Raw genomic sequence first — 22,650 nt, forward strand, 5'->3', positions numbered from 1 at the left:
ACTGTGCAATATATTCACCTTCCTTGATTCTTCATCCTTTCATAATTACACATTACCAACTTTAGTATATATCCTGCTAGCATACCAAGGGTGAATATCAATACTACCCACGCTACATCATGTATATAACTCATTGTTGTTGCTTCCATTAATACAAATAATAGTATATATAAACGTTCAAAATGCACATTAATCAATTTTACTCAAGAAGTCTATTGTTTGTTGTTTATTCTTGAAATGACAGTCAATGTGTGAGCCGTTTGTATATCGGACAATGATTTCTATATATTGTAATTCTGCTTCTTGGGGTATTGATTCATAATCATTGATATATTTGATTGCTGAATCAACAGATGACAGCAAAATACTTGACCCATGCAATGGCAATATATGTATGCTTTCTATCCTCCTATTTACACTTACTGAAAGTTCCTCGATAAACGTATTAATTTTGGTAGCACATCTCCTAAGAAGATTATCTCGTATTTCTGCAAGAACGCTATCAGGAGTTGCTTTCCAATTATCAACGATTCTACTTAGTTCTTCGCTGCTCGTATCTTCATCAAAGAAAATATCCAACCCTTTTGCTCTGAAAGATGATACCAAGTCATTGAATGATATATAGAGTACTGAGAAACCTTGACTTCTCAATTGTTCAAGTGAGTTACTTGTAAATTCTCCACTCAGAATTGCTCCTTTGAATGGCTGTGTTTTTTTGAATCGTTCAACTATTGGATTTATTGCACCAGATATCTCTTGTGCTTTGTTCTTGGAATGTTTGGTATATCTTCTCCATGCCAATTCTATGAAGGCAACTGGTAATCCTATGTTTGCTTCTGTTCCACCTCTTTCAAGAACGTAATCAAGGTCATGGTGATTGCCATCGGCATCTTCCCATGTGACTTTAATCCCTTTTCTGGCCTTTCTATAGCCAATCGTGTCGAAATACAAATCGTTCTCAACTGAAAATTTCTCTATAGGCTTTTTCATTGCATTCTCAAAGAAATTGCCTATGAGTTCACCAAGAATGTGCGATGGAGATTTTGCCATAATATTACTTGTTAATCCATAATCTACCTTCTTTAAGAGGAACACGGTGCTTCCTGTTTTTCCACTTAACATTTCTGTCTCTCAATTTCTCAAAGGTATAATCTTTGAATCCTGCAGAAACAGCCAACTTTCCTAACCATTCGTCAACTGGAATATATATACCATAGGGTGCAGAATCACCAATAACGAAGCACATCTTGCATTTATCACTCGTAACTTCATACAAAGAATGAAAAACATTAGCCATATCGTAGAAATATGCTGTAATCATAAGGTGATAGTTCTTTTTGCCTCCATGATTTTCCTTTTCTTTATCAAGCAATTCGTATTTTTCCTTTAGTTCATCTGCGATAGGTGACAATATCTCTGAATCCAATATATTCCTAATTTCTGCTTTCTGTCCCCCTACATGCTGAGTGCATGCCCTTATCAAATTTACACGCACTTTACTTTGCAAATCCTTCCATCCTTTAATATCATTCCAAAAACACATTTCCAATCTTAGAGCATCTGCATAATCGTAATTGTTAGCATATGGAGGTGAAGTGATAACCAAATCACCCCATCCCTTTGGAATTGAACTTATATTCCTTGCATCCTCCTGGAATATGGCTAATTCAGATTCCTTACCAACCTTTTTTTCGGAACTATCTATATCATGTTCTATGTCCCTTACTTTTTGCAAATAAGCATCATATGGGTCAAGAACCTTTGATTTAGTTTTATTTGGCAGCACATATTGCCATTGGGCTGTACCAACAGGTGATACTGAACGCAAAATAGAGGTTATTATGAACCATACGAAATTTTGTATCTTTTCATTATCTATCTCAAGGCATGCTAACTTGAGAGATTCTAGTTTCTGCAATGTATCTATTGGATAGCACTTGGTAACAAGTGGTGGGTACTCCACATTACCAACCTGTTTTTGTTTTGCACGTTCCAAAACTGCAAGACACTCTGAGATTAGTTTTTCTTTGTCTAATTCTCTCCATTGCAGCTTGGCTTGAGCAATCTTATATACGTATGGATGGGATTCAATACCATAGGCATTAACATTGTGGAATCCACTTTCGACAACAACAGTTCCGGAGCCGACAAAAGGGTCTATAATGTTCTTTCTTCCATTTGCCTTTTCTTCTTCAATAAGTTTTCCTACCCACGATGCAGAAAAACCTGCCGTGTATCGATACCAACGATGAATAGGGAGTTTCATGTTATCTTGAAATGTAGAAGATTTGCTATCATCTACATTGTCAAAGAATCCATCAAACATATCTTGTTCTATGTAATTATCTTTTGTTTCCATGCTGCAAAGATACTAAATTATTCTTTAATATTGAATGGTTTGAGAGATTTTTTTATTAAGATTACGTTTTTAATGTGTTCTTTATATGTAGAGTGCTATTAATCTTTGAACTTGTACTGTCTGCCACTGTTTGCCATTGGGTGTTTTGTATCCGTTCTCATTCAATTCTCTGCAAACCTCTGTTATTGTCTTGCCTTGAGCGACCAACAGACTAGCTAACTTATATGCCTTGCGGTTATTCTCATTCAACTGTGCATCCTTACGTCTGGATGCAATGCTATTGGCTCTCATGGTTTCTGATATGGTAGCATTGGGATTGCCGATAGTTTCACCCCTATCTCTTTTGGCTGCTAACGCCTGCTTGGTTCTAAGGCTTGTTATTGCTGCCTCACGCTCTGCCAATGACCAACTGAGGGAAAGCATGAACTTATACGTTGCAGCATCCTCTGCCATTGGTACGTCACAGAAATAGATGCTGCCATCCATGAGTCGGTACACCTCTAAGGCTTGCTCAAGGTTGCGGAAGCGGTCTGTCTTTGCCACCACCAATGTTGCACCATTCTTTTTTGCGCACTCCATTGCCTTTTGTAATTCCACACATCCATGCAGATTCTTTCCAGTATATACCTCATGGAAATCTGCTATCAACTCTCCTTTAGCCTCAGCAACGAAATAATTGATGATACTCATTTGTGCTTCCAACCCTAATCCACTTTTACCTTGCTTCTGGGTGCTGCACCTCCTCCAACTTACGAATTTTCTTGTTTCCATACCCTAATTTACATCTGTGATACGACCATTTGACTAACGTAATCTATGTTAATAAATCTTAATTGAGAAGAAATAATGGGGATTACTCCCCATTACTTTAGTTTTCGATACAACCAATGAAACGCTCTTCCTTGAAGCCTCGCCATTCCAAATTGCATAGGAGGTCTTGATATACAAACATCCCGTAGAAGCGTTTTGGCAGACCATTGCCATTGATGCTTGCCTCAACACTATCTTTCTGCAATGTGCCTACTGCGATTCGTACTTCACCATTCAATTTCATATATGCAAATTTGACACACTCACCTCGCATCATTCTTGCTTTCAATGTTGCAAGTTCCATAGCCTTTGCTGTAGCCGTGATTGAATCACTACCATTCATTATAACGTTCTTACTTGCGTAACGTACAATCTCGCTCTGCTTTACTACTAACTCCTTCATAACTAAATCTCCTATATGATTAAATTGTTAAACTTCTCATTTCTTATGCTGCCATCGTGATGATTGTCATTAACTCAGCCTCCTTTGCCTTGAATGTCTCTATATCGCATCTGTTGTGTACATACTGATACTTAGCACTCCAAAGGTCTCTCATTGCCTTTATGACAGCAGAATTATTGATGCTGGCAACCAACTCTACAAATGCTCTCATATTGCCTCTTGCATTGAAATATGCGTTGTTACTATCACACATCATCCAATACCAATCGTGCTGACTGAGGATTGCAAGAGCCTTTTCGATTTTGTTTATTGTTGCCATAACTGTTATAATTTAATTGTTACTTCTTTTGTTTCTTATTCACATTGCAAAGATACGAAATAATTTTGAAATAATATAATAATATATCAAAAACGTTTCGTTTCTTAACTAAGTTTAACTTTGATTTGTTATAATATTAAATCAAACTTTTTATCTTTGCACAAAAATTAGGAATTATGGAAGAAATAAAAAAATCTGGTAGAGGTGGAAGGCGTGAAGGTGCTGGTCGCCACAAAAGGGTTGAGTCACAAAAGGTTTTGTTCTATTTTGAAAAGGAATTGTATGATGCCTTTCCTAAATCTATCAATAGAAATGCATACATTAATGATGCAGTGAGGGCTAAAATGAAAGAAGATGGTTACATCTGACTATTGATGATTCTGGGAAAAATTTTGGATTTTTTTCGGCGAAACGCACGCCAAACAGATGTTTTTGGCGATTTCTGACTATATAAAATCTCTCAAAACCCTTTATTTATGGGGATTTTAAGGAAATAAGCGTGTGTTTACTGCCTTTTGAAAGTCCATACGTACGGTGCCGGTCATGTCCCCAAATTCCATATTTTTAATAAGGTGTAGGAGGGTTTAGATTTATATTTTTGGGGGGAGGAGTGAAAAAAGTTGCCCAAAAACTTCTTTAATTTAACATTTTTTTGTATATTTGCAATATGACCTTCATTTAAGAAGGCAAGTCATAAGGAACAAAATGAAATATGGGAATACGTTAATCATAAAGAGGCTGCATTAGCAGCTGTATAAGCAATTGGGGAATGGTATCTGCCATTCCCTTTTTCGCAATACGAATCAATAGGTATATTTGGGAATATCATCACAATCAACCTGGGTAATGTTTTCTTGTAAAAAATCCTTTTCGTTATCTGTTAATTCGTCATGATGATTTCTGAACCATGAAACGAAATCCATCATCATCTTGGTTCTCTTTACGCTTTTCCAAGGTTGTGCTTTGTACCTTTCCGCTAAAGCCAAATATTTAGGGGCAATTGCTTTGGCTTGTTCTGTTTGCATTCCGTCCATATAAATTTATCAATTTGTTCCTTTACCAAGGTCTTGATGTATTCTTCGACCGTTGGATTATTATTTAGAAATTCGTCCATCGTCAAATGATGCTGAGCATCCAACGCTTTCTTGTATTGCTGGTTTCTGCGTATGGCAGCATCGGATTGTTTCTGACGTGTAACACTTGAATGGTGTCTGCCCCACATAGGATTATTGACCCCATGTCTATCTGGGCGATTGCTTGTTTGATTAACATTTGTGTTATCCATTTTACTTTTATGTTGCTTCGTTATATTTATCTTATGAATTGGTATGGATTAAATTCATATATAAATATTTGATACTCTTTGAAAATATAACTCAATGATTATATTTTATAAAACAAGGGGATGCGGTTCGCTACCGTCAAGTTAGTCACGTCTTCAATATCTTAGACTAGCAATCCCCTTTTTATGAATAATAAAAGATATTGGACTTGTAATAAAGATATTGATATATGAAAACAACTACTGATTACAAATTTGATGTCTGCATTTCAGACCAAACATTTGACCATAAGCCAAATAGAGATACAGAGGTACCAAAACTTACGTTTCATCAGTCTATAACAAATGTTGAAGGATTGGTTAACGCTGTTAGCAAGGGACATTGCTATGCACCAATATTTGAACAGCCTTCTATTGATATGTACCATAAACACGCAAAGGACTTTCGTTATTCTTACTTCATATCAATTGACGTTGACCATAATAAAGTTGAAATGAACTCCATGATTGACAATATGGAATACAAACCAACCTTTGCCTATACGTCATGTTCCAATGGAGAGAATGGTGAATATAGTTACAGATTGGTATATTGCTTCTCAGAGAAAATAGAAGGTGTAGATGAATATTATAGTTTTGTATATGCAATTATGACCTCAAATGGATTAGCCATAAAGGATATAGACTATAGATGCAGAGAGGCAGAACGTTATTATAATGGAAATGGATGTGGTAATATCGAACCGTATATTACTAATATCATTTATGATAAAGAGGATTACAAAGATTATTATAAACAATATCATAGACCTATAGAGGATAAAAGTGTCAATGAGAATCATACATACAACAACAACTACAATATACATCTGAATGATACTTTTGAGAATGACTATAGAAACATGAAGATGGAAGATATATTAGCGAAATACATAGACGTATTCCCAAATATTGAACACACTCCACTTGAAATACCAGACGATGACACACCATATATAATATATCCAATTGGTCATACTGAGATTCGTAGATGGTGGCGAAAAAGGTTGGATGGTAAGCCAATAAAGATTAAGGATGGTGAAGGTCGTAGAAGGAAACTATTCATCAATGGAATCATAAGACGGCTTATAAACCCTAATATCACCTTTGACAATCTCTTATATAACCTCCTATATGAACTTGTCTACTATATGTCAAACTATGATGCTGATAATGTCATAGATAAAAAGGTAATATATAATATTGCTACAGACGTAATGAATAAAGACATGGCAAAATATGAACGTCTGAGGGGGACACATAAGAAGTTTATGGTTAATCCCAACTTCTGTATTAAGTATGGCCTTTCCAAGAATGAGGTGAAGAATATTGCTGCCAAGATGATAAGACACAACCAAATTGGCGAATTATACGATTGTAGCAAAACGGATAAGAAGAATATAGAGATTATGAAGGAGAATGGTTTGGACATTTCCATTAGCACACTGAAAAGATGGAGGAAAGAGAATGGAATTGCCAAGTACAAAAGTTGAAATTTGTTAAATATTATTTATGACATACTTGCATTTTGTGTGAGTTTTAACACTTCTATTTAATAGAGAATACTGATAAATAGAGGCGATTGCAAATTTCAAATTAACTAAAATTTATCAAGTTTTTTGAAAAAGTTAAATATGGATTATTTCTTGCGTATGTCAAATAAATAATGTACCTTTGCACTACCATTGAAAATCATGGCAGACCCTCTATAAACGGTCTTTTTTCGTCACATAAGGTTCATCCCTTGACGTCTGGCTGCGTAGCCATTATTTCTTCTACTTTAGAAGATTGTTAGCATACTTCTTTTTTCATGCTATCATTGATGATAACTTCATCAATATAGATAGTGTGTCTCTCAAAAAGATTCATCTGTACCAAGTACTGGTCAATTGATGCATCATTAATACATATTATTTTTTATTTTAATTTTAAGTTTCTAATGTTATGATTAATAATAACGAGATTACTAAGTTTAATTTATCAAAGAAAATTAAGATGATTTACGATGCACGCCTCAGCGTTGAAGAGAATGCAGATAAATGCGGCGTGAGTGTTCCAACACTTTATTTATGGCTTAGAATGAATCATGTGGATAGAAAATATGATTCAATGTTTCTTAGGTATAAGGCTATCAAGAATGCCCAAAAGCAGCATCCTTCATGGTCAATAAGAAAAGTTGCCCAAGAAACTGGTTACGCAATCAATACGGTTAGAAAGTATTGGGAGATGGATAAATTTGAAATGGAAAAGTCTCAAGATAAAAAATCAACTCTTGATACATCAAATTCCCAATTCATAATAAAGAGCGTTTCAGATGACCAACAAGAGATATTGAATAATATCATTAAGTTGTATATTAAGGAAGGTTATATTGAGGCAGACTTCACATTTTCGATTGGAGCAATGTATGCTGATAATAAAGTTCCCATTCCTATTTGGCGCTTTGACAAATACCCAAAACAATGTGAAGGTGTTATCAATTTGAAGAGGGCAGATAAACTGATAGAAGATGGCACACTACATTCTTGTATTGTAGATTTACCTTTTCTGGTTACCAAAAAGGAATGGACTGAAAACTGCAAGATGCACCAACGCTTCAACTCATTCAATGATATGGAAGAGGCTACAGAGGCTAATAAGAATATGTTGAGGCTGTCTTATGATAAGTTGGAGAAGAAGGGCATAATGATAATGAAAACGCAAGATATATATACTGCAGGTCGTCAAATATGGTTTAGCCATTTGGTTCATCAATGGGCTGTTGAGCAAGGCTTTAGTGTCATTGATAAATTCATTCTGACTTCCAATGTGCGAATGCTTAGTGCTGGAATGAAACAGAAATGCGCACGAAAATATCATTCGTATTTCTTTGTATTCAGAAAATAATATGAAAGGACTGATGACTATTCATCAGTCCTTTTCTAATATATAAAAATGATACACCACCCCTCAATATTTCCAATATTTGACTCCGGAAATTTTTTCTACTGTTCCCAATGAATTGGGTGAATTGACAATTCACAAAATCTGTTAGGGATATATTGAAAGACCTTAATCCACAGGCTCAAAAGTCACATCTTCACTTGTTCTTCTGCTGCTTCTCGTACTCTCTCAAAGCCTCATCTCTATTCATATATTTAACCTTGGCAGACAATAAAGCTAATTCTTTGTCTATTTCATCCATCTTTTGTTTCTTTTCATCATCAGTTAGTTTCTTATGTTTCTTGATTTTGTTCTTTCTATTATACAAATATTTTCTCCTCTTGGAGACTTCCTCATAAGTAGTATCTTTCACCACATAAGGAACACAAGTTGGTAATCCAGTATTATACTTCTTTCTCCACTTCTTATACTTGGTATTTTGCTCTATAGCCTCTGAAGACAAACCTTCAAGTCTCTCAAATGAGTGGGCAACAGATGGTTGATTCGCACAATATTTAACGAATTCTTTTGCGGATACGATTTCATCACTTATAACAAAATAATCCACACCTCCTTTTCCCATTTGTTCAATTACACTTGGCTGCTTCTTCATAAAATCCTCATAAGGGAAATAATTAGCGCCATGATAAATAACGGCTTTCCCCCTTTTGCATTTTAATATATTCTTTTCTTCGTCATAATAGATTAAATCGTAAACATTGAAAGCATCATGTAAGGAGATTGTACTTTGCTTTAGAAGCCTATAAGCATAAATCCAATCCCTTGTGACACCGTCGGAGAATCGTATTCTAATAACATCTATGCTGGGTGTTAAGTTATAAACATAGATATTATCAATCACTGCCAAAAACAACTCTCTTAATGTTATAAGATTCTTCTCTTCAACAACTTTTTTAATAACAGCACCAATATTGGATTTTGCATTAAGCCTTTTGTTATTAAGAATATTCTTCTGAGTTAATTCTTCTTTTAGTTTAATATGTTTTATTTTCTCTTCTTCAAGTTCCTCAATAATTTGGTCATATACAGATTTTCTTTCTTTATTATCTGCACTAGAAATACTCTCTCTTATTGCCGTCTTATAATCTATAGCATTTTTTTCCAATTCCTTCTCAATTTCTACAATATGCAAATTGTTTATCCTTATTTCCTCTCTTAACTTTTTTTCTACTTTCGGATTCAAATCGAAGAAATCTCCAACAGCACTTTGAGAACCATCATACAAATCTAAAATCCCTCTAGCTTTTGTTGCCAACGCAACAATCGCTTCTATGTTTTCTTTATTAACACCTCGGAGTCCACACTTTCCACCTTCATCATAGGAACTACAGTAATAGTGGTTGTTTAACCCAGTATAATGACCATACATCTTTTTTCCACATTTACCACAATATATCAGTCTTGATAAAAGATAAGTGTGCTTTGAACTTTCCCTTTTAGAACGGAAATTAGCTTTGTTATCTTCTAACATGGAACTAACTAAACCCCATTGCTCTTTTTTTACAATAGGGTCAATACTATAAGATTGTTTATTATATTGCCGTTCACCTATATACCATCTATTATTTAAGTATGCAGCAATAACAGCACCTTGCCATTTTGTTTTATCTCTACTGATTGGTACATCTGTTGATTTTTTACGGTAGGTTTCTTGATAACCTTTAAACAAAGGTGAATGTAGTCTGTATTTACTTGCTGTCGGCACACCTTCCAAATTGAGTATTTCAGCAATCTTATCAGTGGAATATCCATGCTCATACAAGTTGAAAATTCTTTCAATAACTCCCCTTCTTGAATTATCTACCTTGATTTCCTTTCCCTTTTCAGTTTCAACTACATAGTAACCATCTGACAAATGACCAACGTACAAACCTTTTTGGGCAGCTTCGTTCCGCCCTCTCATGGTACGTATTCTCATCTTTTCCGCTTCTTTTTCACCATACGTTGCCGCACCAAATAAGTAATCCTTTGTTTTGGTAATTTCCTCTTTGGTTACTCTATCTAAAGTCCAAGAATCAATGTCCTTTATAAATATGGGGATTTTATGGTCATTAAACCATCTAACTCGGTCTATAAGATTATATGGATTTCTTGAAATTCTTGTCCATTCAAAAATATAACACACATCTACTTTATGTGCCTCAACTGCATCCATAAGGTCTTGCAGACTTTTACGAATTGGCTTGTTGGCATCAAGACCTGAGATTTGTTCTTGGAAAATCAATTCATTGGGCACTTCATAACCGTCCTCTATGGCTTGCTTTTTTAACACTGCCACTTGACTCTCCAAACCCAACTTAATCTGTTGGGGGGTTGATACTCTTGCCAGCAAGGCTGCACGTTGTTTCTTTGCCATCTTCTATCAAGTTAGATTACGGATGCAAAGATACAAAAAAGAAAAAAACGATAGTAAATTCTTTATGTAATTATTGTTAATATATTCCATTCCAGAACAGTACGCCATTATGCGCTAAACTCACCTCACCGGGCTGCGCTTTCTGCGTGCCACCTGTCATAGCCACCTGAGAAATGGTGTGATGCGGACTACGGAAAGGACGCTGAGATATCAGCGATGTGCCACTGGGAAGGATGCCTGCCACCGAATGTATCTGGGTGGTTTCCAAACTCTCTGCTAACGACAATGGTGGCAAAATGCTTGGTAAACGTTTAGCCATCATCGACTTACCACTACCTGGAGGACCTATCAGAATCACGTTATGACCACCAGCGGCAGCTACCTCTAAGGCACGTTTCACACTTTCCTGCCCGCGCACATCAGCAAAGTCGAGATCAAACGCATACTGATGATCATAAAACTCCTTACGAGTGTCAACAACCGTAGGTTCACAAGTATTACAGCCGTTCAGGAAGCCAATCACATCTGCCAGATTATCCATTCCCAAGACATCCAGCTGATTCACAACAGCGGCTTCACGCACATTCTCCTTGGGTACTATCAAGCCCTTAAACTTCTCCTTTCGTGCACGGATAGCAATTGACAATACACCGCTGACAGGCTTTATCTTGCCATCCAGGCCTAATTCGCCAACCATCATATACTGCGAAAGGAGTGTTTCGCTGACCTTACTATAAGCCGCCAAAATACCAATAGCCAAAGGTAAGTCATAGCTGCTACCCTCCTTACGGATGTCGGCAGGACTCATATTAATTGTCAGGTCGGCTGTTGGGGCTTTAAAACCATTATTCTCGATAGCAGCGCGAATACGGTCATAACTCTCTTTGACTGCAGTATCGGCTAAGCCCGACAAATGGAACATTGTACCTCTAGTGAGATTAACCTCAATGGTTATGGTAGTAGCTTCAAGTGCTGTAACGGCTGCGCAATAGGTTTTTACAAGCATGATGATTCTAGTTGATTAATTCTTGTATCTTTTTGTCCAAATCTTGATAATTTAATGAGTGACCCACAATCTTACCTTGGGCATCGATAACAATATTATCAGGCAAATAAGTTAGTCCAATCTGTTGTAAAACAGGCGTTTCCCACATGCGACCATCGCAAATAACTGGCCATTTAATGGAGTCGCGCTCAACAATCTGTCGGCAATCCTTCACGCTACCATCAACACTGATACTCAGCATCTTGAATACGCCTGGGTGCTGCTTACTGAGGCGTGCCAACTGATTCTGGATGCTTATACTTTCATAATTCCACGAAGCCCACAAAGTAATCACATTCACCTTGGCATTCAAATCTGCAGATGAAACGCTCTCACCATTCAGTCCTCTACTGCTGAACGACGGCAAACGATTACCAACTTTAATAGCTTTGAGCGCATCAAGTTGACGACTGATGGCAGATAAAGACGTGTTTTCAGGCTGTGCGGCCTGAACAGTACGAATCAACTGCTGAATCTTAGCGTAATCGGGATTGGGAGTTTGTATAAAATATCTATTCAACAGATAAATAGAAATAGGAGATGATGGCTTTTCGTTGATAAACGCGGCAGCTTCCTTGATAACCTCAGGAGGCGTCATATTATTGGTTTTCAAACGGAAAGCTGTCATCTCCTTATTTGTATCAGTGCCCTTTACCTCTGCTTCCTTCAGATGCGAAGCATCGCCCTCTAAAGTAAGGGTAACGCCTGGCTCTGCAAATACAGGAATCTCAGAGAAGTTTGGGAACACCAACACAAGAGTAACAGGCTCGGTGATGGGTGCCTGATAAGTAAACTCAGCCCGGTTTACACCGATGGTATCGAGTTTATGAGCACCATTCAAGCCATAGACATAGAGTTCCCCTTGATTAAAGCCCTTGAAACTACCCTCTATCTTGAATTTCTTCTGGCCATTGCCACAAGAGAGCAGAAAAAGTGCTACCAAACAAGTAAGGAACCCCGACTTCTTCATCTTCTTATTTCTCTATCTTCTCAAGTTCGATATCGTTAGCTGCATACTTAGCAAAAGCAGGATCCTTTTTAATGGCCTCCTTCAAAGCCTCAGCAGCATCGCTGTTGTTACCCATACGAGCACTCATCAAAGCCTTCAGATACTCAGAAGTAGCATCAGGGTTCTGAATATACTTCAGTGTAACAGCAGCTGATACATAGTCATGATTCAAGATCTGAGCCAACACTGCACTGTTAGAGTAAACCTCAGCAAAGTTCTCCTCAGCCTGAGCATAGTTACCCTTTGCCAGATTCAGGTTACCCATAATCTCTGCCAGTCCGTTAGCATCAGTAGCGCTGGCGATATAACGCTCAGCAGTAGCTACGTCACCATCTTTCAGAGCCAGCAGACCAAGGTTGGCATTAGCCTCAGGCACATTCTTAGCCTTCTCCAGATACTGCTTGGCAGCCTCATAGTTACCCTGCTTGTACTCTACAGTAGCCAGGTTGTTATAAGCACGGTAGTCGTTAGGATAAACCTGAGCGGCAGTCAGATAAACCTGCTTTGCCTCGTCGGGTGTTGACTTCAGGGTTGCACCATACAGAATTTCCTCGATACTCAGCTTGGTAGGATCGGCAGCCAACTGCTCCAGGATCTGTTCGTCGCTACGACCGATTGTCTCGTAATTAATAGTGAGACGAGCACGGCGCAACTCGGGCAGAACACCATCAGCCAACTCACGGAAAGCGGTAGAGATATTCTTAATCTGCTGCTCACGCTCCTGAGGATCCTTATACATAGAAAGAACGCGCAGGATAACCTCCTTGTCCTGAATATTGCTTGCCTTTACCAACTCCTGGAAGCCCTCCCAGTCCTGAGCTGTGTACTTAGCGTCAACAGGTGCATCGAGCTTAATCTTCTTCAGCTCCTGGTTTACATACTTCTCAGAAACCTTCTGACGCTCACCAGCCAACTTATCGTTGATGCTGAAACCACCATCAGGTGAAGCATAGGCAGAAACCTCAATATTGTCGAGATTCAACTTCTCACGATCATTGTTGATCTGCTTAAGCATACGAACGAACTCCTGAACAGAATTATTCTTCAACTCACTCTTACGGAGTTTAGCCTGCTGAATCAGGAACTTGATGTTTGCATCAAGCTTCTTCTTAGTGATACGCTGATAAGCATCAGGAGCAACTGCAGCCTGAGCAGTAAGAATGGTACGCTTATACAGCTCTGAAGTAGCAATAATACCATTTGCTACCTTAACAGCAGGAACCTCCATCTTCTTATTACCAATACGGGCATCGAATGTAAGGAACATCTCAGCCTTGTTATCACCAGCATAAGCAAAGCTAGTCTTCATGGTGTAGTTACCACCCATGCGATAGTTGATAGTCTGGTCGTTACCACGAACACTCTCACCCTGGAAAGTAGCGGTGGTACCCTTTTCAACTACGCCGTTAGAATAGCGCAACTCGGGCACGACTGTAACTACAGCCTTTTTCTTCATATACTTCTCAGGAAAGTGGCCATTGATAGTAGCTGGAACAACGCCCTTCTGAGTCTCAAGCGGATTTGGGGTTACGGTGAAATTATCTGCTGATAACTCGCCGAGTTTAGAACACGATGTAAACATCATCAGCGTAGCTGCTGACAGTAGTAGAATTTCTTTTTTTTGCATAAAATAAAGTTTCAGTATTTTTGTGTGCCACGAGCGGGACTCGAACCCGCACAACCTTTTATGGTCAAGGGATTTTAAGTCCCTCGTGTCTACCATTCCACCATCGTGGCTCCATTTAGCGGTGCAAAGGTAAGTCTAATTATTGGAATGACCAAACTTTTTATCTTTTTTTAATTCCAAACCCTCAGAATACTACCATCAAAGCCAACTTTATACCTATAAAGTCCGATTCCAGGGGTGCCTTCAGCCAAAACACCATTATTTACGTTATAACTACGCTTGCATTTATCACAATGTAGATATACGCCATTATTCTGCCAAACAAGGGGGTAACGACGACCTCCTGAATCCTTCAGACAATTAGAGCACTGTCCTTCGTAGGCCACAAGGATATTGTCGTAACTGCTTAAACCCACAATAATACAGTTGTTTGCTCCAAGTGCATAAGTCAGGCGTGACTCACGGTCTGTATTCAAACGTATGTCTTCTACTGCACCATCAAAGTTTCGTGTAGTTTTCAAATGTCGCACCCCTTGCTCCATGCTCGTTTCTATCTTTATAAACTGCCCGGGGTTTGTGAGCATAGCCGTTAACTGACAAGGTAAGGGATGCAGCGTGGAATCAAACACAAAACGGCATTCATATTCACGATATATATTCTCGTCACCTACACAAGCCATCAACAGGCAACAGAGCAGGAAGGAGAGCCAACGTTTCATGCCAACAGTTTCTTTTCAGCCTCGGTCATGCGCTCAAAATGGAATCCATCAAGCGTCAGTTGCATCAAAGCTTCAATCTTGTCGTTGCACAGATTGCCTATACTACCCTCGTGGGTGTGATGAATATCATGACTGGCCTTGAAAGTGCCGGCTTCGATATCAAGACCCACCTTTTTATAGGCATCGCGGAACGGCATACCATCAGCAGCTAAGCGATTCACCTCCTCGACTGAGAACATCGGATCATACATAGGATTGTCGAGGATGTGCTCATTTACTTCTATCTTATTAATAATGTAGGCACACATCTGCAGACAATCCTTCAATTCGCCAAAAGCAGGCAAGAACACCTCCTTGATAATTTGCAGGTCGCGGAAATATCCAACAGGCAGATTATTCATCATCAGAGTAATCTGCTGAGGTAGCGACTGCAGTTTATTAGACTTGGCACGGATAAGTTCGAACACATCCGGGTTTTTCTTGTGAGGCATGATACTCGAGCCTGTTGTACACTCCTTCGGCAGTTTTACAAACGAGAAATTCTGCGAGTTAAACAAGCAGGCATCGAAAGCCATCTTAGCAATGGTACCAGCGATAGTCGCGATAGCAAAACCTACATTACGCTCCATCTTGCCACGACCCATCTGAGCATAAACCACATTATAATCCATAGAATCAAACCCTAACAGATTGGTAGTCATGGTACGATTCAGGGGGAATGAGCTACCATAACCAGCTGCACTTCCTAATGGATTGCGATTGGTCATCTTGTAAGCAGCCTGCAGGAACAGCATGTCATCAGCAAGACTCTCGGCATAAGCGCCAAACCAGAGTCCGAAGCTGGAGGGCATAGCAATCTGCAAATGGGTATATCCTGGCATCAGTACATCCTTATACTGATTACTCTTCTGAATCAACTCATCAAAAAGAATCTTCACCTCTTCGGCTATCTCCATCAACTCGTGGCGGGTAAACAGTTTCAAATCCACCAGCACCTGATCGTTACGCGAACGACCAGAATGAATCTTCTTACCGATATCTCCCAGCTTGCGTGTCAGCAGCATCTCGACCTGCGAATGCACATCTTCCACATCATCCTCAATGACGAACTCACCTCGTTCGCAAAGCTGATAGATATTCTTCAACTCAGCCAAAAGCAGGGTTAACTCATCCTTCTCAAGCAAACCAATACTTTCCAACATGGTGATATGGGCCATTGAACCAAGTACATCATACTTGGCCAGATAGAGATCCATTTCGCGATCACGACCTACGGTAAAACGCTCAATCTCCTTGTTGATCTCAAAATTCTTCTCCCAGAGTTTCATCTCATTTATCGATTATCAATTACTCATAGCGCACAAGCGACAAGGCTTCTGCAATCTTCTCCACACCTTCCTGGAGAGGCTTTTCTACCATTCCTTTGATAAAAGGATTAAGCTCTGCCTTTACAGTCACCTTCATTTTTGAAGAGTTCTCATCCACAGGCAGTACCTGCACCCAGACATTAAAAGGAACAGGACTCTGCACCGTCTCGAACTTCACACACTTTGGCTCTTCACGATCGCAAATACGAAGTTTCAGTTCGCCTACGGGAGCCACATTAATGCTCACGGTATCCTGATCGAAACTGAAATCCTGAACCTTATCCTGAGGCACACGATCACGAACTTTCTCCAGATTTGTCAAATCGCTGATATTATTGTAAACAGCCTGCTGAGAGTAGGGAACATGCTTCACACTACTTTCAAACTTACTTTCTCCTCCGAATAATCCCATTTTAATATTGAGTTTTAAATTGTGAGATTTAATCCTGCTTCCAGGTATCAGGACTCTTACGCCATTCTGCCAGAACAGCCTTATCCTCTTCCTTAATGTAGCCTGTCTTGGCGGCCTCTTCGATGACAGCCTCGTAGTTACTCAGCGTAATCAGTTTTACACCAGCATCAGCAAAAGCCTTTTCGGCAACAGGGAATCCGTAAGTGAATGAAGCAACCATACCAATCACTTCAACACCATAGTCACGAAGTGCCTGAACAGCTTTCAAGCTGCTACCACCAGTAGAAATCAGATCTTCCACCACAACAACTTTGGCACCTTTCTTAATCTCACCTTCAACCTGGTTACCCATGCCATGATCTTTTGGCTTAGGACGAACATAGCTGTAAGGCAAACCTAATTCGTCAGCAACCAAAGCACCCTGTGCAATTGCACCAGTAGCTACACCCGCTACAGCCTCAGCCTCAGGAAAGTTCTCCTGAATGGCATGACATAATTCCAATTTTACGAAAGAACGTAAACGGGGGAACGATAATGTCTTACGATTATCTGTGTAAATAGGCGACTTCCAGCCAGAAGCCCAAGTAAATGGGTCATTTGGTTGTAACTTGATGGCCTCAATCTCCATCAGTTTCTGAGCAAATTGATTCTTGATTTCCATAACGTTATTCTGTATTTTGGGTGCAAAGATACGAATAAGCGAGCGAATAACCAAACAATTACCTATCTTTTTGTAAAGCCAAGTGACAAAACGCTTATCTTAACGTTGGCTTCTTGAGCCAAATGCTTGGCACATGCCATGACAGTAGAACCTGTGGTAACCACATCATCAATAAGCAGCACATGTTTTACATCTGCCGGCAAGCGATTAAACTGAAAAGCTTTCTCTACATTTTCGGTTCGCGCCCATCGTCCTTTTTTTGTCTGACTAGCAGCAAAAAGCACTCGTTTCACCGCATCTGAGTAGATAGGGATACCTGTCTCCTCACTGACACCCTTGGCTATTTCCTCACTCTGGTTATAGCCACGCTGGCGATAACGCTTCTTAGTCAACGGGACAGGCACTATTCCATCGATTTCATCGAAGAAACCTGCACTTTTAATCTCCATAGCCATCATACGTCCCATCGCAGAGCCTACCTCAGGATGATCCTTATATTTAAGCTGATAGATAATATTTGCTGTTTCCGCATGAGACTCATAATAAAAGAAAGCTGCAGCTCGCTCAATAGGAATCAGGTGCCAAAAGGCCTTGGCCATCACATTGTCGTAGGGATGGAGCCAAAACTCTGTTCGAGGCAGATGGAAATAACACTTATTGCAAATCACCTCTTCTGTTGGGGCCAAGCGCTTGCCGCACATCACACACACACGAGGCGATATCAAATCAAGCAGTCTGCGCCAGAAACTAATCGGTTTCATCGTCGAAATCCATATCCTCTTCAACGTCCAGACATTGGCGAATAACCCCATAGTCGAAGCCACGGCTTAAAGCAAAGCGCACCAATTTCTGGTTTAATTCATAATCACTATTGGCTTTCACACTCTTACGCTTCTGCTTCAACAATGGTACAAGCACATCCAGATACTCTTTATCGTCGATTTCATCGAGCACACGTTGCTGGATATCGTCGTCAATGCGCTTCATCCAAAGAGCCTGTTGAACCTTGCGCCTGCCCCATTTATTGTAACGCACTTTATCTTTAACAAAAGCCCGGGCAAATCGTTCGTTATCAATATAGCGCTCCTTGACGAGCCGACTAACAACATTGTCCTGCGTCTGAGGAGTCATTCCCCATCGTTTCATCTTGTCGCGCATCTCCTGTTCACAATGTTCTGCCTGCGCACATAAAGCAGCCAACTGCAGATAAGCTTCCTGCTCTGTCTTTTCCTTTGTCATGGTTTGATTGCTTTTATAAAACGAATTTTATCAAACTGATCATTCACTTTCGTCACATCAATAAAGCCGAGCGTCAATAATTGCTCCACGATAGAATCAGCATAAATGGGATTAATCTCAAAGTAAAGCTTTCCTTTTGGTCTCAAGGCCTTAGCTGCATAATTCATAATGTGCCGGTAGAACAGCAGCGGATCGTCATCTGATACAAACAATGCTATATCCGGCTCATATTTCAGCACATTATTCTCCATTTCACCGGCTTCTTTCCTACAAATATAAGGCGGATTACTAACAATCACATCCCACATCTCGGGAGAAGAGGGCATGTCTAAAGCATCCTGATGCACAAACTCCACCTCTGCTCCTAATGCCTTAGCATTGCTACGTGCTATAGCAAGCGCTTCATCAGAAACATCCCATGCGGTCACCTTGGCATCTGCAATATCAAGCGACAAAGTAATAGCTATGCAGCCACTACCAGTACCAACATCCAATATATCATGCCCACCATCTTCCACGATGAAACGGCATAATTCTGCCGTTTCCGGTCGAGGGATAAGAACGCCAGGAGCCACATGGAACTGGCGCCCACAGAATTCTGCCACCCCCAAAACATACTGTACTGGTTCGGCTTCTTCAAGTCTTTGCATGATTTTTTCGAGTTCTGCTTGGTCATTTGATGATAATTGTGTAACTTTGCCACAATAAATATCGGCAGTCGATAAGCCAAAACGCACATCGAGCACCAAGCGGACAATGGCTTTCGCCTCGCCAGCATCATAAATCCTGCTCAGTCTTTGACAGAGTTGTTCGTAATTCATGCTGCAAAAGTAAGTAAAATAATTGAGAATAGACAAGATAAGAATTAATAATTATATGAGTATCGACGAAAAATTCATGCAACGCTGCATCCAGTTGGCCAAGAACGGACAGCAAAACGCCAAACCCAACCCTATGGTAGGCGCAGTGATAGTGTATCAAGACCAGATTATCGGCGAGGGGTATCATGTACGTTGCGGTTTGGCCCATGCTGAGGTAAACGCCTTTGCCTCGGTACGAGCCGAGGATGAAGTTCTGCTACCTCAGTCAACCATCTATGTCTCGTTAGAGCCCTGTTCACACTATGGCAAGACGCCTCCTTGTGCCGATCTGATTATCAAGAAGGGGGTGCGCCGTGTTGTTGTAGGTTGTATCGATGAATTCGCCGAAGTTCAAGGTCGCGGTATTCAGAAATTACGCGATGCCGGCATAGAGGTTAAGGTTGGAGTACTCGAAGAAGAATGCAAAGCCTTGAACCGCAGATTCTTCACATTTCATCAGGAACATCGTCCATACATCATCTTAAAATGGGCTCAAACAGCTAATGGATTTATCGATGATCATTTCCAGGCTGTTCAAATCTCTAACGACTTCACCAAGATGCTCTCCCACAAGCTTCGCTCCGAAGAAGACGCTATATTAGTAGGCCGAATTACTGACGAACGGGAGCATCCTCAATTAAATGTTCGCGAATGGTATGGCCACGACCCAAAACGAATGGTGATAGATCATGCTCATCCACTCAATCTGGAGAGTCTGCATGCCCAAAATATACAATCACTGATTGTAGAGGGCGGCGCAGAAACGCTACGCTCTTTCTTGAACCAAGAATTATGGGACGAAATCCGTTTAGAGATAAACACCGTGATGACCACTGATGGCGGCACACAGGCACCAAAAGTACCTGCCAACGCAAAGGTGGTTAGCAGTGAAAAATACGGTAATAATATTATTCTTATCTTCAGAAGAGAAGGATAATCTATTTTCTTCCGAAATCGGCAGGAACTTCTCCCCATTTCTGAGTCTCCCATTTGATAATGGGATTCCTATAATCATGGGTCTGCAGCCACCTCTCTGCCCTGGCGATAATTTGATATAGCTGCTCCGTTTTAGGAGTTCGCTCCAGATTGGTCTTACATTTACGCTTTGATACCCACAGAATGGCATTATAGCTATCGGAGTAAATCGTTTTGTTGTGCAATCCTTTCTGCCAACAAAGCGCCAAAGCATGCACAATGGCCAAGAATTCACCTATATTGTTAGTGCCATGTACAGGACCAAAGTGAAATACCTGAGCCCCCGTCTGCAGGTCAATAGCCTGATACTCCATAGGTCCGGGATTACCAGAGCAGGCTGCATCAACAGCCCACGCGTCTGCCCTTACCTCCATGGGCAAGGGCAGTACGGTGTCGTGTCTATAATCAGGAGGGTTCTGCATTACATACGCTCTGGGACTTCAATTCCCAGCAGAGCCATACCATTCTTAATAATCTTAGCCACATTCTGAGCCAGCATCAAACGCACAGCTTTCTTCTGCTCATCGGCTTCATTCAGAATGCTATAGTCATGATAGAACTGATTGAACACTTTTGTGAGCTCATAGCAGTAGTTGGCAATACCCGATGGCGAGTAATCCTTGCCAGCCTGCTCTACGGCTGCACCAAACTCATTCATCTTCTGGATCAGTTCAACTTCTTTGTCTGCGAGACTTGTAGTACTAATAGTGGTAGATATACCAGCTGCTTTACGCAGGATAGAACGGATGCGGGCATAAGTGTACTGGATGAAAGGACCTGTATTCCCGTTGAAATCGATACTCTCCTCGGGGTTGAAGAGCATGTTCTTGCGAGCATCAACCTTCAGGATAAAGTATTTCAGTGCGCCCATACCAACCACGCGGGCAATCTCACGGCGCTCTTCCTCAGTCATATCATCGAATTTGCCCAGCTCCATTGATGTCTTATAAGCATCTTCTACCATCAGTGCCATCAAGTCGTCGGCATCAACCACTGTTCCTTCACGGCTCTTCATCTTACCATTTGGCAGTTCTACCATACCGTAAGAGAAATGGGTGAGTTCCTTACCCCACTTGAATCCTAAGCGATCCAGAAGGATAGAGAGCACCTGGAAGTGATAGTTCTGTTCGTTACCTACCACATAGATCATCTTATCGATGGGATAATCCTTAAAGCGCATCTCGGCAGTACCGATGTCCTGAGTCATATAAACACTTGTTCCATCGCTACGCAGCAGCAGCTTCTGGTCCAGGCCTTCATTAGTAAGATCGGCCCAAACAGAATTATCCTCATGGCGCTCGAACAAGCCCTTGGCCAATCCTTCTTCAACCTTTGCCTTACCTTTTAGGTAAGTCTGGCTCTCATAATAGATCTTGTCGAACGACACGCCCATCTTCTTGTATGTCTCATCGAAACCGGCATAAACCCAGTTGTTCATTTTCTCCCAGAGAGCACGAACCTCGGGATCATTCTGTTCCCATTTCACCAGCATCTCGTGAGCTTCCTTAATCAATGGAGCCTCCTGCTTGGCTTTCTCTTCGTCCATACCCTGAGCTACCAGCTCCTTTACCTCCTCACGATAGTGCTTATCGAAGGCTACATAGTAATCACCAATCAGGTGGTCACCCTTCTTGCCACTTGTCTCAGGTGTCTCTCCGTTGCCATACTTCAACCAAGCCAGCATCGACTTACAGATATGAATACCACGGTCGTTCACGATGTTGGTCTTCACCACCTTGTTGCCATTGGCCTCCATAATCTGTGCCAAGCTCCAACCCAGCAGGTTGTTGCGCACATGACCTAAATGCAGAGGTTTGTTGGTGTTTGGAGATGAATATTCAATCATCACAAGAGGACTTTCATCGGTAACCGGCTTCATACCAAAGCGTTCATCCTTGTCGATAGCCTCGAGCAACTGCAGCCAAGCGCCATCGCCAATACTCAGGTTCAGGAAACCCTTTACGACATTAAACTTCTCTACAGCAGCACAGTTGGCAACCAGATACTCACCAATCTCCTGTGCTGTCTGCTCCGGACTCTTCTTGGCAGCCTTTACAAAGGGGAAAACTACCAAGGTAAGGTTACCCTCGAACTCACTTCTTGTCTTCTGTAACTGCAGCATCTTCTCTGTGGCATCCATACCATAGAGAGCCTTTACGGCTTCGCCTGCAGCCTTGCTGATTAATGCTTCAATATTCATATCTTCCGATTTTTGGGTGCAAAAT

General features: G+C 40.5%; 23 protein-coding genes, 1 tRNA gene and 1 pseudogene. 4 read left to right on the plus strand and 21 right to left on the minus strand.

The window, feature by feature from the left end:
- Window positions 1-189: 189 nt before the first annotated feature.
- The 5 genes from T360_RS0107115 to T360_RS16345 all read right to left on the minus strand — a co-directional run bounded on the left by T360_RS0107115 (window position 190) and on the right by T360_RS16345 (window position 3,891).
- Window positions 190-1,122: a DNA methylase gene (locus T360_RS0107115; protein ID WP_155949416.1), complete on the minus strand. Its 933-nt coding sequence runs from the start codon at window positions 1,120-1,122 to the stop codon at window positions 190-192.
- The gene (locus T360_RS14845) at window positions 1,055-2,359 is read right to left on the minus strand and encodes a hypothetical protein (protein WP_051523453.1); all 1,305 of its coding nucleotides are present in this window, start codon (window positions 2,357-2,359) and stop codon (window positions 1,055-1,057) included. The genes T360_RS0107115 and T360_RS14845 overlap by 68 nt, the downstream gene beginning before the upstream one ends.
- 81 nt (window positions 2,360-2,440) lie before the next feature.
- On the minus strand, window positions 2,441-3,130 hold the full coding sequence (locus tag T360_RS0107125; protein WP_028912165.1) for a recombinase family protein: 690 nt from the start codon (window positions 3,128-3,130) through the stop codon (window positions 2,441-2,443).
- Between the two features lie 97 nt (window positions 3,131-3,227).
- Entirely contained in the window at window positions 3,228-3,572 is a 345-nt protein-coding gene (locus T360_RS14850; RefSeq protein WP_051523454.1) for an SH3 beta-barrel fold-containing protein, read from the minus strand.
- Between the two features lie 43 nt (window positions 3,573-3,615).
- Complete coding sequence (locus tag T360_RS16345) at window positions 3,616-3,891, minus strand: hypothetical protein (RefSeq protein ID WP_028912166.1); 276 nt, start codon at window positions 3,889-3,891, stop codon at window positions 3,616-3,618.
- Window positions 3,892-4,067: 176 nt separating this feature from the next.
- Here T360_RS16345 and T360_RS0107140 point away from each other — a divergent pair, with 176 nt between their 5' ends.
- The gene (locus T360_RS0107140; protein ID WP_028912167.1) at window positions 4,068-4,259 is read left to right on the plus strand and encodes a hypothetical protein; all 192 of its coding nucleotides are present in this window, start codon (window positions 4,068-4,070) and stop codon (window positions 4,257-4,259) included.
- A 435-nt stretch (window positions 4,260-4,694) separates the two neighbouring features.
- On the opposite strand, the gene T360_RS0107145 is transcribed toward T360_RS0107140, so the two are convergent.
- Window positions 4,695-4,925, minus strand: a complete 231-nt coding sequence (locus tag T360_RS0107145) for a hypothetical protein (protein ID WP_028912168.1) — start codon at window positions 4,923-4,925, stop codon at window positions 4,695-4,697.
- Window positions 4,868-5,176: an NUMOD3 domain-containing DNA-binding protein gene (locus T360_RS16715; RefSeq protein WP_369793498.1), complete on the minus strand. Its 309-nt coding sequence runs from the start codon at window positions 5,174-5,176 to the stop codon at window positions 4,868-4,870. Before T360_RS16715 ends, T360_RS0107145 begins: the two co-directional genes overlap by 58 nt.
- Window positions 5,177-5,403: 227 nt before the next feature.
- Here T360_RS16715 and T360_RS0107150 point away from each other — a divergent pair, with 227 nt between their 5' ends.
- Together T360_RS0107150 and T360_RS0107155 are read left to right on the plus strand one after the other, a co-directional pair.
- Complete coding sequence (locus T360_RS0107150) at window positions 5,404-6,705, plus strand: hypothetical protein (protein WP_028912169.1); 1,302 nt, start codon at window positions 5,404-5,406, stop codon at window positions 6,703-6,705.
- Between the two features lie 451 nt (window positions 6,706-7,156).
- Window positions 7,157-8,098, plus strand: a complete 942-nt coding sequence (locus T360_RS0107155) for a hypothetical protein (protein WP_028912170.1) — start codon at window positions 7,157-7,159, stop codon at window positions 8,096-8,098.
- Between the two features lie 193 nt (window positions 8,099-8,291).
- On the opposite strand, the gene T360_RS0107160 is transcribed toward T360_RS0107155, so the two are convergent.
- From T360_RS0107160 to prmC, 12 genes and pseudogenes are all read right to left on the minus strand, one after another.
- Window positions 8,292-10,511, minus strand: coding sequence for a recombinase family protein (locus T360_RS0107160; RefSeq protein ID WP_028912171.1), 2,220 nt, complete (start codon window positions 10,509-10,511; stop codon window positions 8,292-8,294).
- Between the two features lie 94 nt (window positions 10,512-10,605).
- A pseudogene (locus T360_RS14860) lies at window positions 10,606-11,517 on the minus strand (YifB family Mg chelatase-like AAA ATPase); the annotation flags it as partial.
- A 7-nt stretch (window positions 11,518-11,524) separates the two neighbouring features.
- Entirely contained in the window at window positions 11,525-12,526 is a 1,002-nt protein-coding gene (locus T360_RS0107170; RefSeq protein ID WP_028912172.1) for a TlpA disulfide reductase family protein, read from the minus strand.
- Window positions 12,527-12,530: 4 nt separating this feature from the next.
- Window positions 12,531-14,192: a lipopolysaccharide assembly protein LapB gene (locus T360_RS0107175; RefSeq protein WP_028912173.1), complete on the minus strand. Its 1,662-nt coding sequence runs from the start codon at window positions 14,190-14,192 to the stop codon at window positions 12,531-12,533.
- A 25-nt stretch (window positions 14,193-14,217) separates the two neighbouring features.
- A tRNA-Leu gene (locus T360_RS0107180) sits at window positions 14,218-14,302 on the minus strand.
- Between the two features lie 60 nt (window positions 14,303-14,362).
- Entirely contained in the window at window positions 14,363-14,911 is a 549-nt protein-coding gene (locus tag T360_RS15740) for a hypothetical protein (RefSeq protein ID WP_028912174.1), read from the minus strand.
- Window positions 14,908-16,239 carry an argininosuccinate lyase gene (gene argH / locus T360_RS0107190; RefSeq protein WP_028912175.1) on the minus strand — a complete coding sequence of 444 codons (1,332 nt, stop codon included), beginning with the start codon at window positions 16,237-16,239 and terminating at the stop codon, window positions 14,908-14,910. The genes T360_RS15740 and argH overlap by 4 nt, the downstream gene beginning before the upstream one ends.
- Window positions 16,240-16,258: 19 nt before the next feature.
- Window positions 16,259-16,690 (minus strand): polyketide cyclase, encoded by a 432-nt coding sequence (locus T360_RS0107195; protein ID WP_036929086.1) that lies wholly within the window; start codon window positions 16,688-16,690, stop codon window positions 16,259-16,261.
- Window positions 16,691-16,718: 28 nt separating this feature from the next.
- Window positions 16,719-17,351: an orotate phosphoribosyltransferase gene (gene pyrE / locus T360_RS0107200; protein WP_028912177.1), complete on the minus strand. Its 633-nt coding sequence runs from the start codon at window positions 17,349-17,351 to the stop codon at window positions 16,719-16,721.
- 62 nt (window positions 17,352-17,413) lie between these two features.
- The gene (locus T360_RS0107205) at window positions 17,414-18,112 is read right to left on the minus strand and encodes a ComF family protein (protein WP_028912178.1); all 699 of its coding nucleotides are present in this window, start codon (window positions 18,110-18,112) and stop codon (window positions 17,414-17,416) included.
- Window positions 18,099-18,590, minus strand: coding sequence for a regulatory protein RecX (locus T360_RS0107210; protein WP_028912179.1), 492 nt, complete (start codon window positions 18,588-18,590; stop codon window positions 18,099-18,101). The genes T360_RS0107205 and T360_RS0107210 overlap by 14 nt, the downstream gene beginning before the upstream one ends.
- Entirely contained in the window at window positions 18,587-19,411 is an 825-nt protein-coding gene (gene prmC, locus T360_RS0107215; protein ID WP_028912180.1) for a peptide chain release factor N(5)-glutamine methyltransferase, read from the minus strand. The genes T360_RS0107210 and prmC overlap by 4 nt, the downstream gene beginning before the upstream one ends.
- A gap of 55 nt (window positions 19,412-19,466) precedes the next feature.
- Here prmC and ribD point away from each other — a divergent pair, with 55 nt between their 5' ends.
- Window positions 19,467-20,387 (plus strand): bifunctional diaminohydroxyphosphoribosylaminopyrimidine deaminase/5-amino-6-(5-phosphoribosylamino)uracil reductase RibD, encoded by a 921-nt coding sequence (ribD, locus tag T360_RS0107220; RefSeq protein ID WP_051523455.1) that lies wholly within the window; start codon window positions 19,467-19,469, stop codon window positions 20,385-20,387.
- A 1-nt stretch (window position 20,388) separates the two neighbouring features.
- Here the strand turns inward: ribD and T360_RS0107225 are convergent, their stop codons facing one another.
- Window positions 20,389-20,847: an RNase H family protein gene (locus tag T360_RS0107225; RefSeq protein WP_028912182.1), complete on the minus strand. Its 459-nt coding sequence runs from the start codon at window positions 20,845-20,847 to the stop codon at window positions 20,389-20,391.
- Window positions 20,847-22,625, minus strand: coding sequence for an arginine--tRNA ligase (gene argS / locus T360_RS0107230; protein ID WP_028912183.1), 1,779 nt, complete (start codon window positions 22,623-22,625; stop codon window positions 20,847-20,849). Before argS ends, T360_RS0107225 begins: the two co-directional genes overlap by 1 nt.
- Between the last annotated feature and the right edge of the window lie 25 nt (window positions 22,626-22,650).

It is taken from the genome of Prevotella sp. MA2016, from assembly GCF_000619825.1.
GTDB lineage: Bacteria > Bacteroidota > Bacteroidia > Bacteroidales > Bacteroidaceae > Prevotella.

What these genes read in the sequence shown, in the direction of transcription:
- T360_RS0107115 (WP_155949416.1), bottom strand. Translation starts at nt 1,122, where the DNA reads ATGTTAAGTGGAAAAACAGGAAGCACCGTGTTCCTCTTAAAGAAGGTA.
- T360_RS14845 (WP_051523453.1), bottom strand. Translation starts at nt 2,359, where the DNA reads ATGGAAACAAAAGATAATTACATAGAACAAGATATGTTTGATGGATTC.
- T360_RS0107125 (WP_028912165.1), bottom strand. Translation starts at nt 3,130, where the DNA reads ATGGAAACAAGAAAATTCGTAAGTTGGAGGAGGTGCAGCACCCAGAAG.
- T360_RS14850 (WP_051523454.1), bottom strand. Translation starts at nt 3,572, where the DNA reads ATGAAGGAGTTAGTAGTAAAGCAGAGCGAGATTGTACGTTACGCAAGT.
- T360_RS16345 (WP_028912166.1), bottom strand. Translation starts at nt 3,891, where the DNA reads ATGGCAACAATAAACAAAATCGAAAAGGCTCTTGCAATCCTCAGTCAG.
- T360_RS0107140 (WP_028912167.1), top strand. Translation starts at nt 4,068, where the DNA reads ATGGAAGAAATAAAAAAATCTGGTAGAGGTGGAAGGCGTGAAGGTGCT.
- T360_RS0107145 (WP_028912168.1), bottom strand. Translation starts at nt 4,925, where the DNA reads ATGGACGGAATGCAAACAGAACAAGCCAAAGCAATTGCCCCTAAATAT.
- T360_RS16715 (WP_369793498.1), bottom strand. Translation starts at nt 5,176, where the DNA reads ATGGATAACACAAATGTTAATCAAACAAGCAATCGCCCAGATAGACAT.
- T360_RS0107150 (WP_028912169.1), top strand. Translation starts at nt 5,404, where the DNA reads ATGAAAACAACTACTGATTACAAATTTGATGTCTGCATTTCAGACCAA.
- T360_RS0107155 (WP_028912170.1), top strand. Translation starts at nt 7,157, where the DNA reads ATGATTAATAATAACGAGATTACTAAGTTTAATTTATCAAAGAAAATT.
- T360_RS0107160 (WP_028912171.1), bottom strand. Translation starts at nt 10,511, where the DNA reads ATGGCAAAGAAACAACGTGCAGCCTTGCTGGCAAGAGTATCAACCCCC.
- T360_RS0107170 (WP_028912172.1), bottom strand. Translation starts at nt 12,526, where the DNA reads ATGAAGAAGTCGGGGTTCCTTACTTGTTTGGTAGCACTTTTTCTGCTC.
- T360_RS0107175 (WP_028912173.1), bottom strand. Translation starts at nt 14,192, where the DNA reads ATGCAAAAAAAAGAAATTCTACTACTGTCAGCAGCTACGCTGATGATG.
- T360_RS15740 (WP_028912174.1), bottom strand. Translation starts at nt 14,911, where the DNA reads ATGAAACGTTGGCTCTCCTTCCTGCTCTGTTGCCTGTTGATGGCTTGT.
- argH (WP_028912175.1), bottom strand. Translation starts at nt 16,239, where the DNA reads ATGAAACTCTGGGAGAAGAATTTTGAGATCAACAAGGAGATTGAGCGT.
- T360_RS0107195 (WP_036929086.1), bottom strand. Translation starts at nt 16,690, where the DNA reads ATGGGATTATTCGGAGGAGAAAGTAAGTTTGAAAGTAGTGTGAAGCAT.
- pyrE (WP_028912177.1), bottom strand. Translation starts at nt 17,351, where the DNA reads ATGGAAATCAAGAATCAATTTGCTCAGAAACTGATGGAGATTGAGGCC.
- T360_RS0107205 (WP_028912178.1), bottom strand. Translation starts at nt 18,112, where the DNA reads ATGAAACCGATTAGTTTCTGGCGCAGACTGCTTGATTTGATATCGCCT.
- T360_RS0107210 (WP_028912179.1), bottom strand. Translation starts at nt 18,590, where the DNA reads ATGACAAAGGAAAAGACAGAGCAGGAAGCTTATCTGCAGTTGGCTGCT.
- prmC (WP_028912180.1), bottom strand. Translation starts at nt 19,411, where the DNA reads ATGAATTACGAACAACTCTGTCAAAGACTGAGCAGGATTTATGATGCT.
- ribD (WP_051523455.1), top strand. Translation starts at nt 19,467, where the DNA reads ATGAGTATCGACGAAAAATTCATGCAACGCTGCATCCAGTTGGCCAAG.
- T360_RS0107225 (WP_028912182.1), bottom strand. Translation starts at nt 20,847, where the DNA reads ATGCAGAACCCTCCTGATTATAGACACGACACCGTACTGCCCTTGCCC.
- argS (WP_028912183.1), bottom strand. Translation starts at nt 22,625, where the DNA reads ATGAATATTGAAGCATTAATCAGCAAGGCTGCAGGCGAAGCCGTAAAG.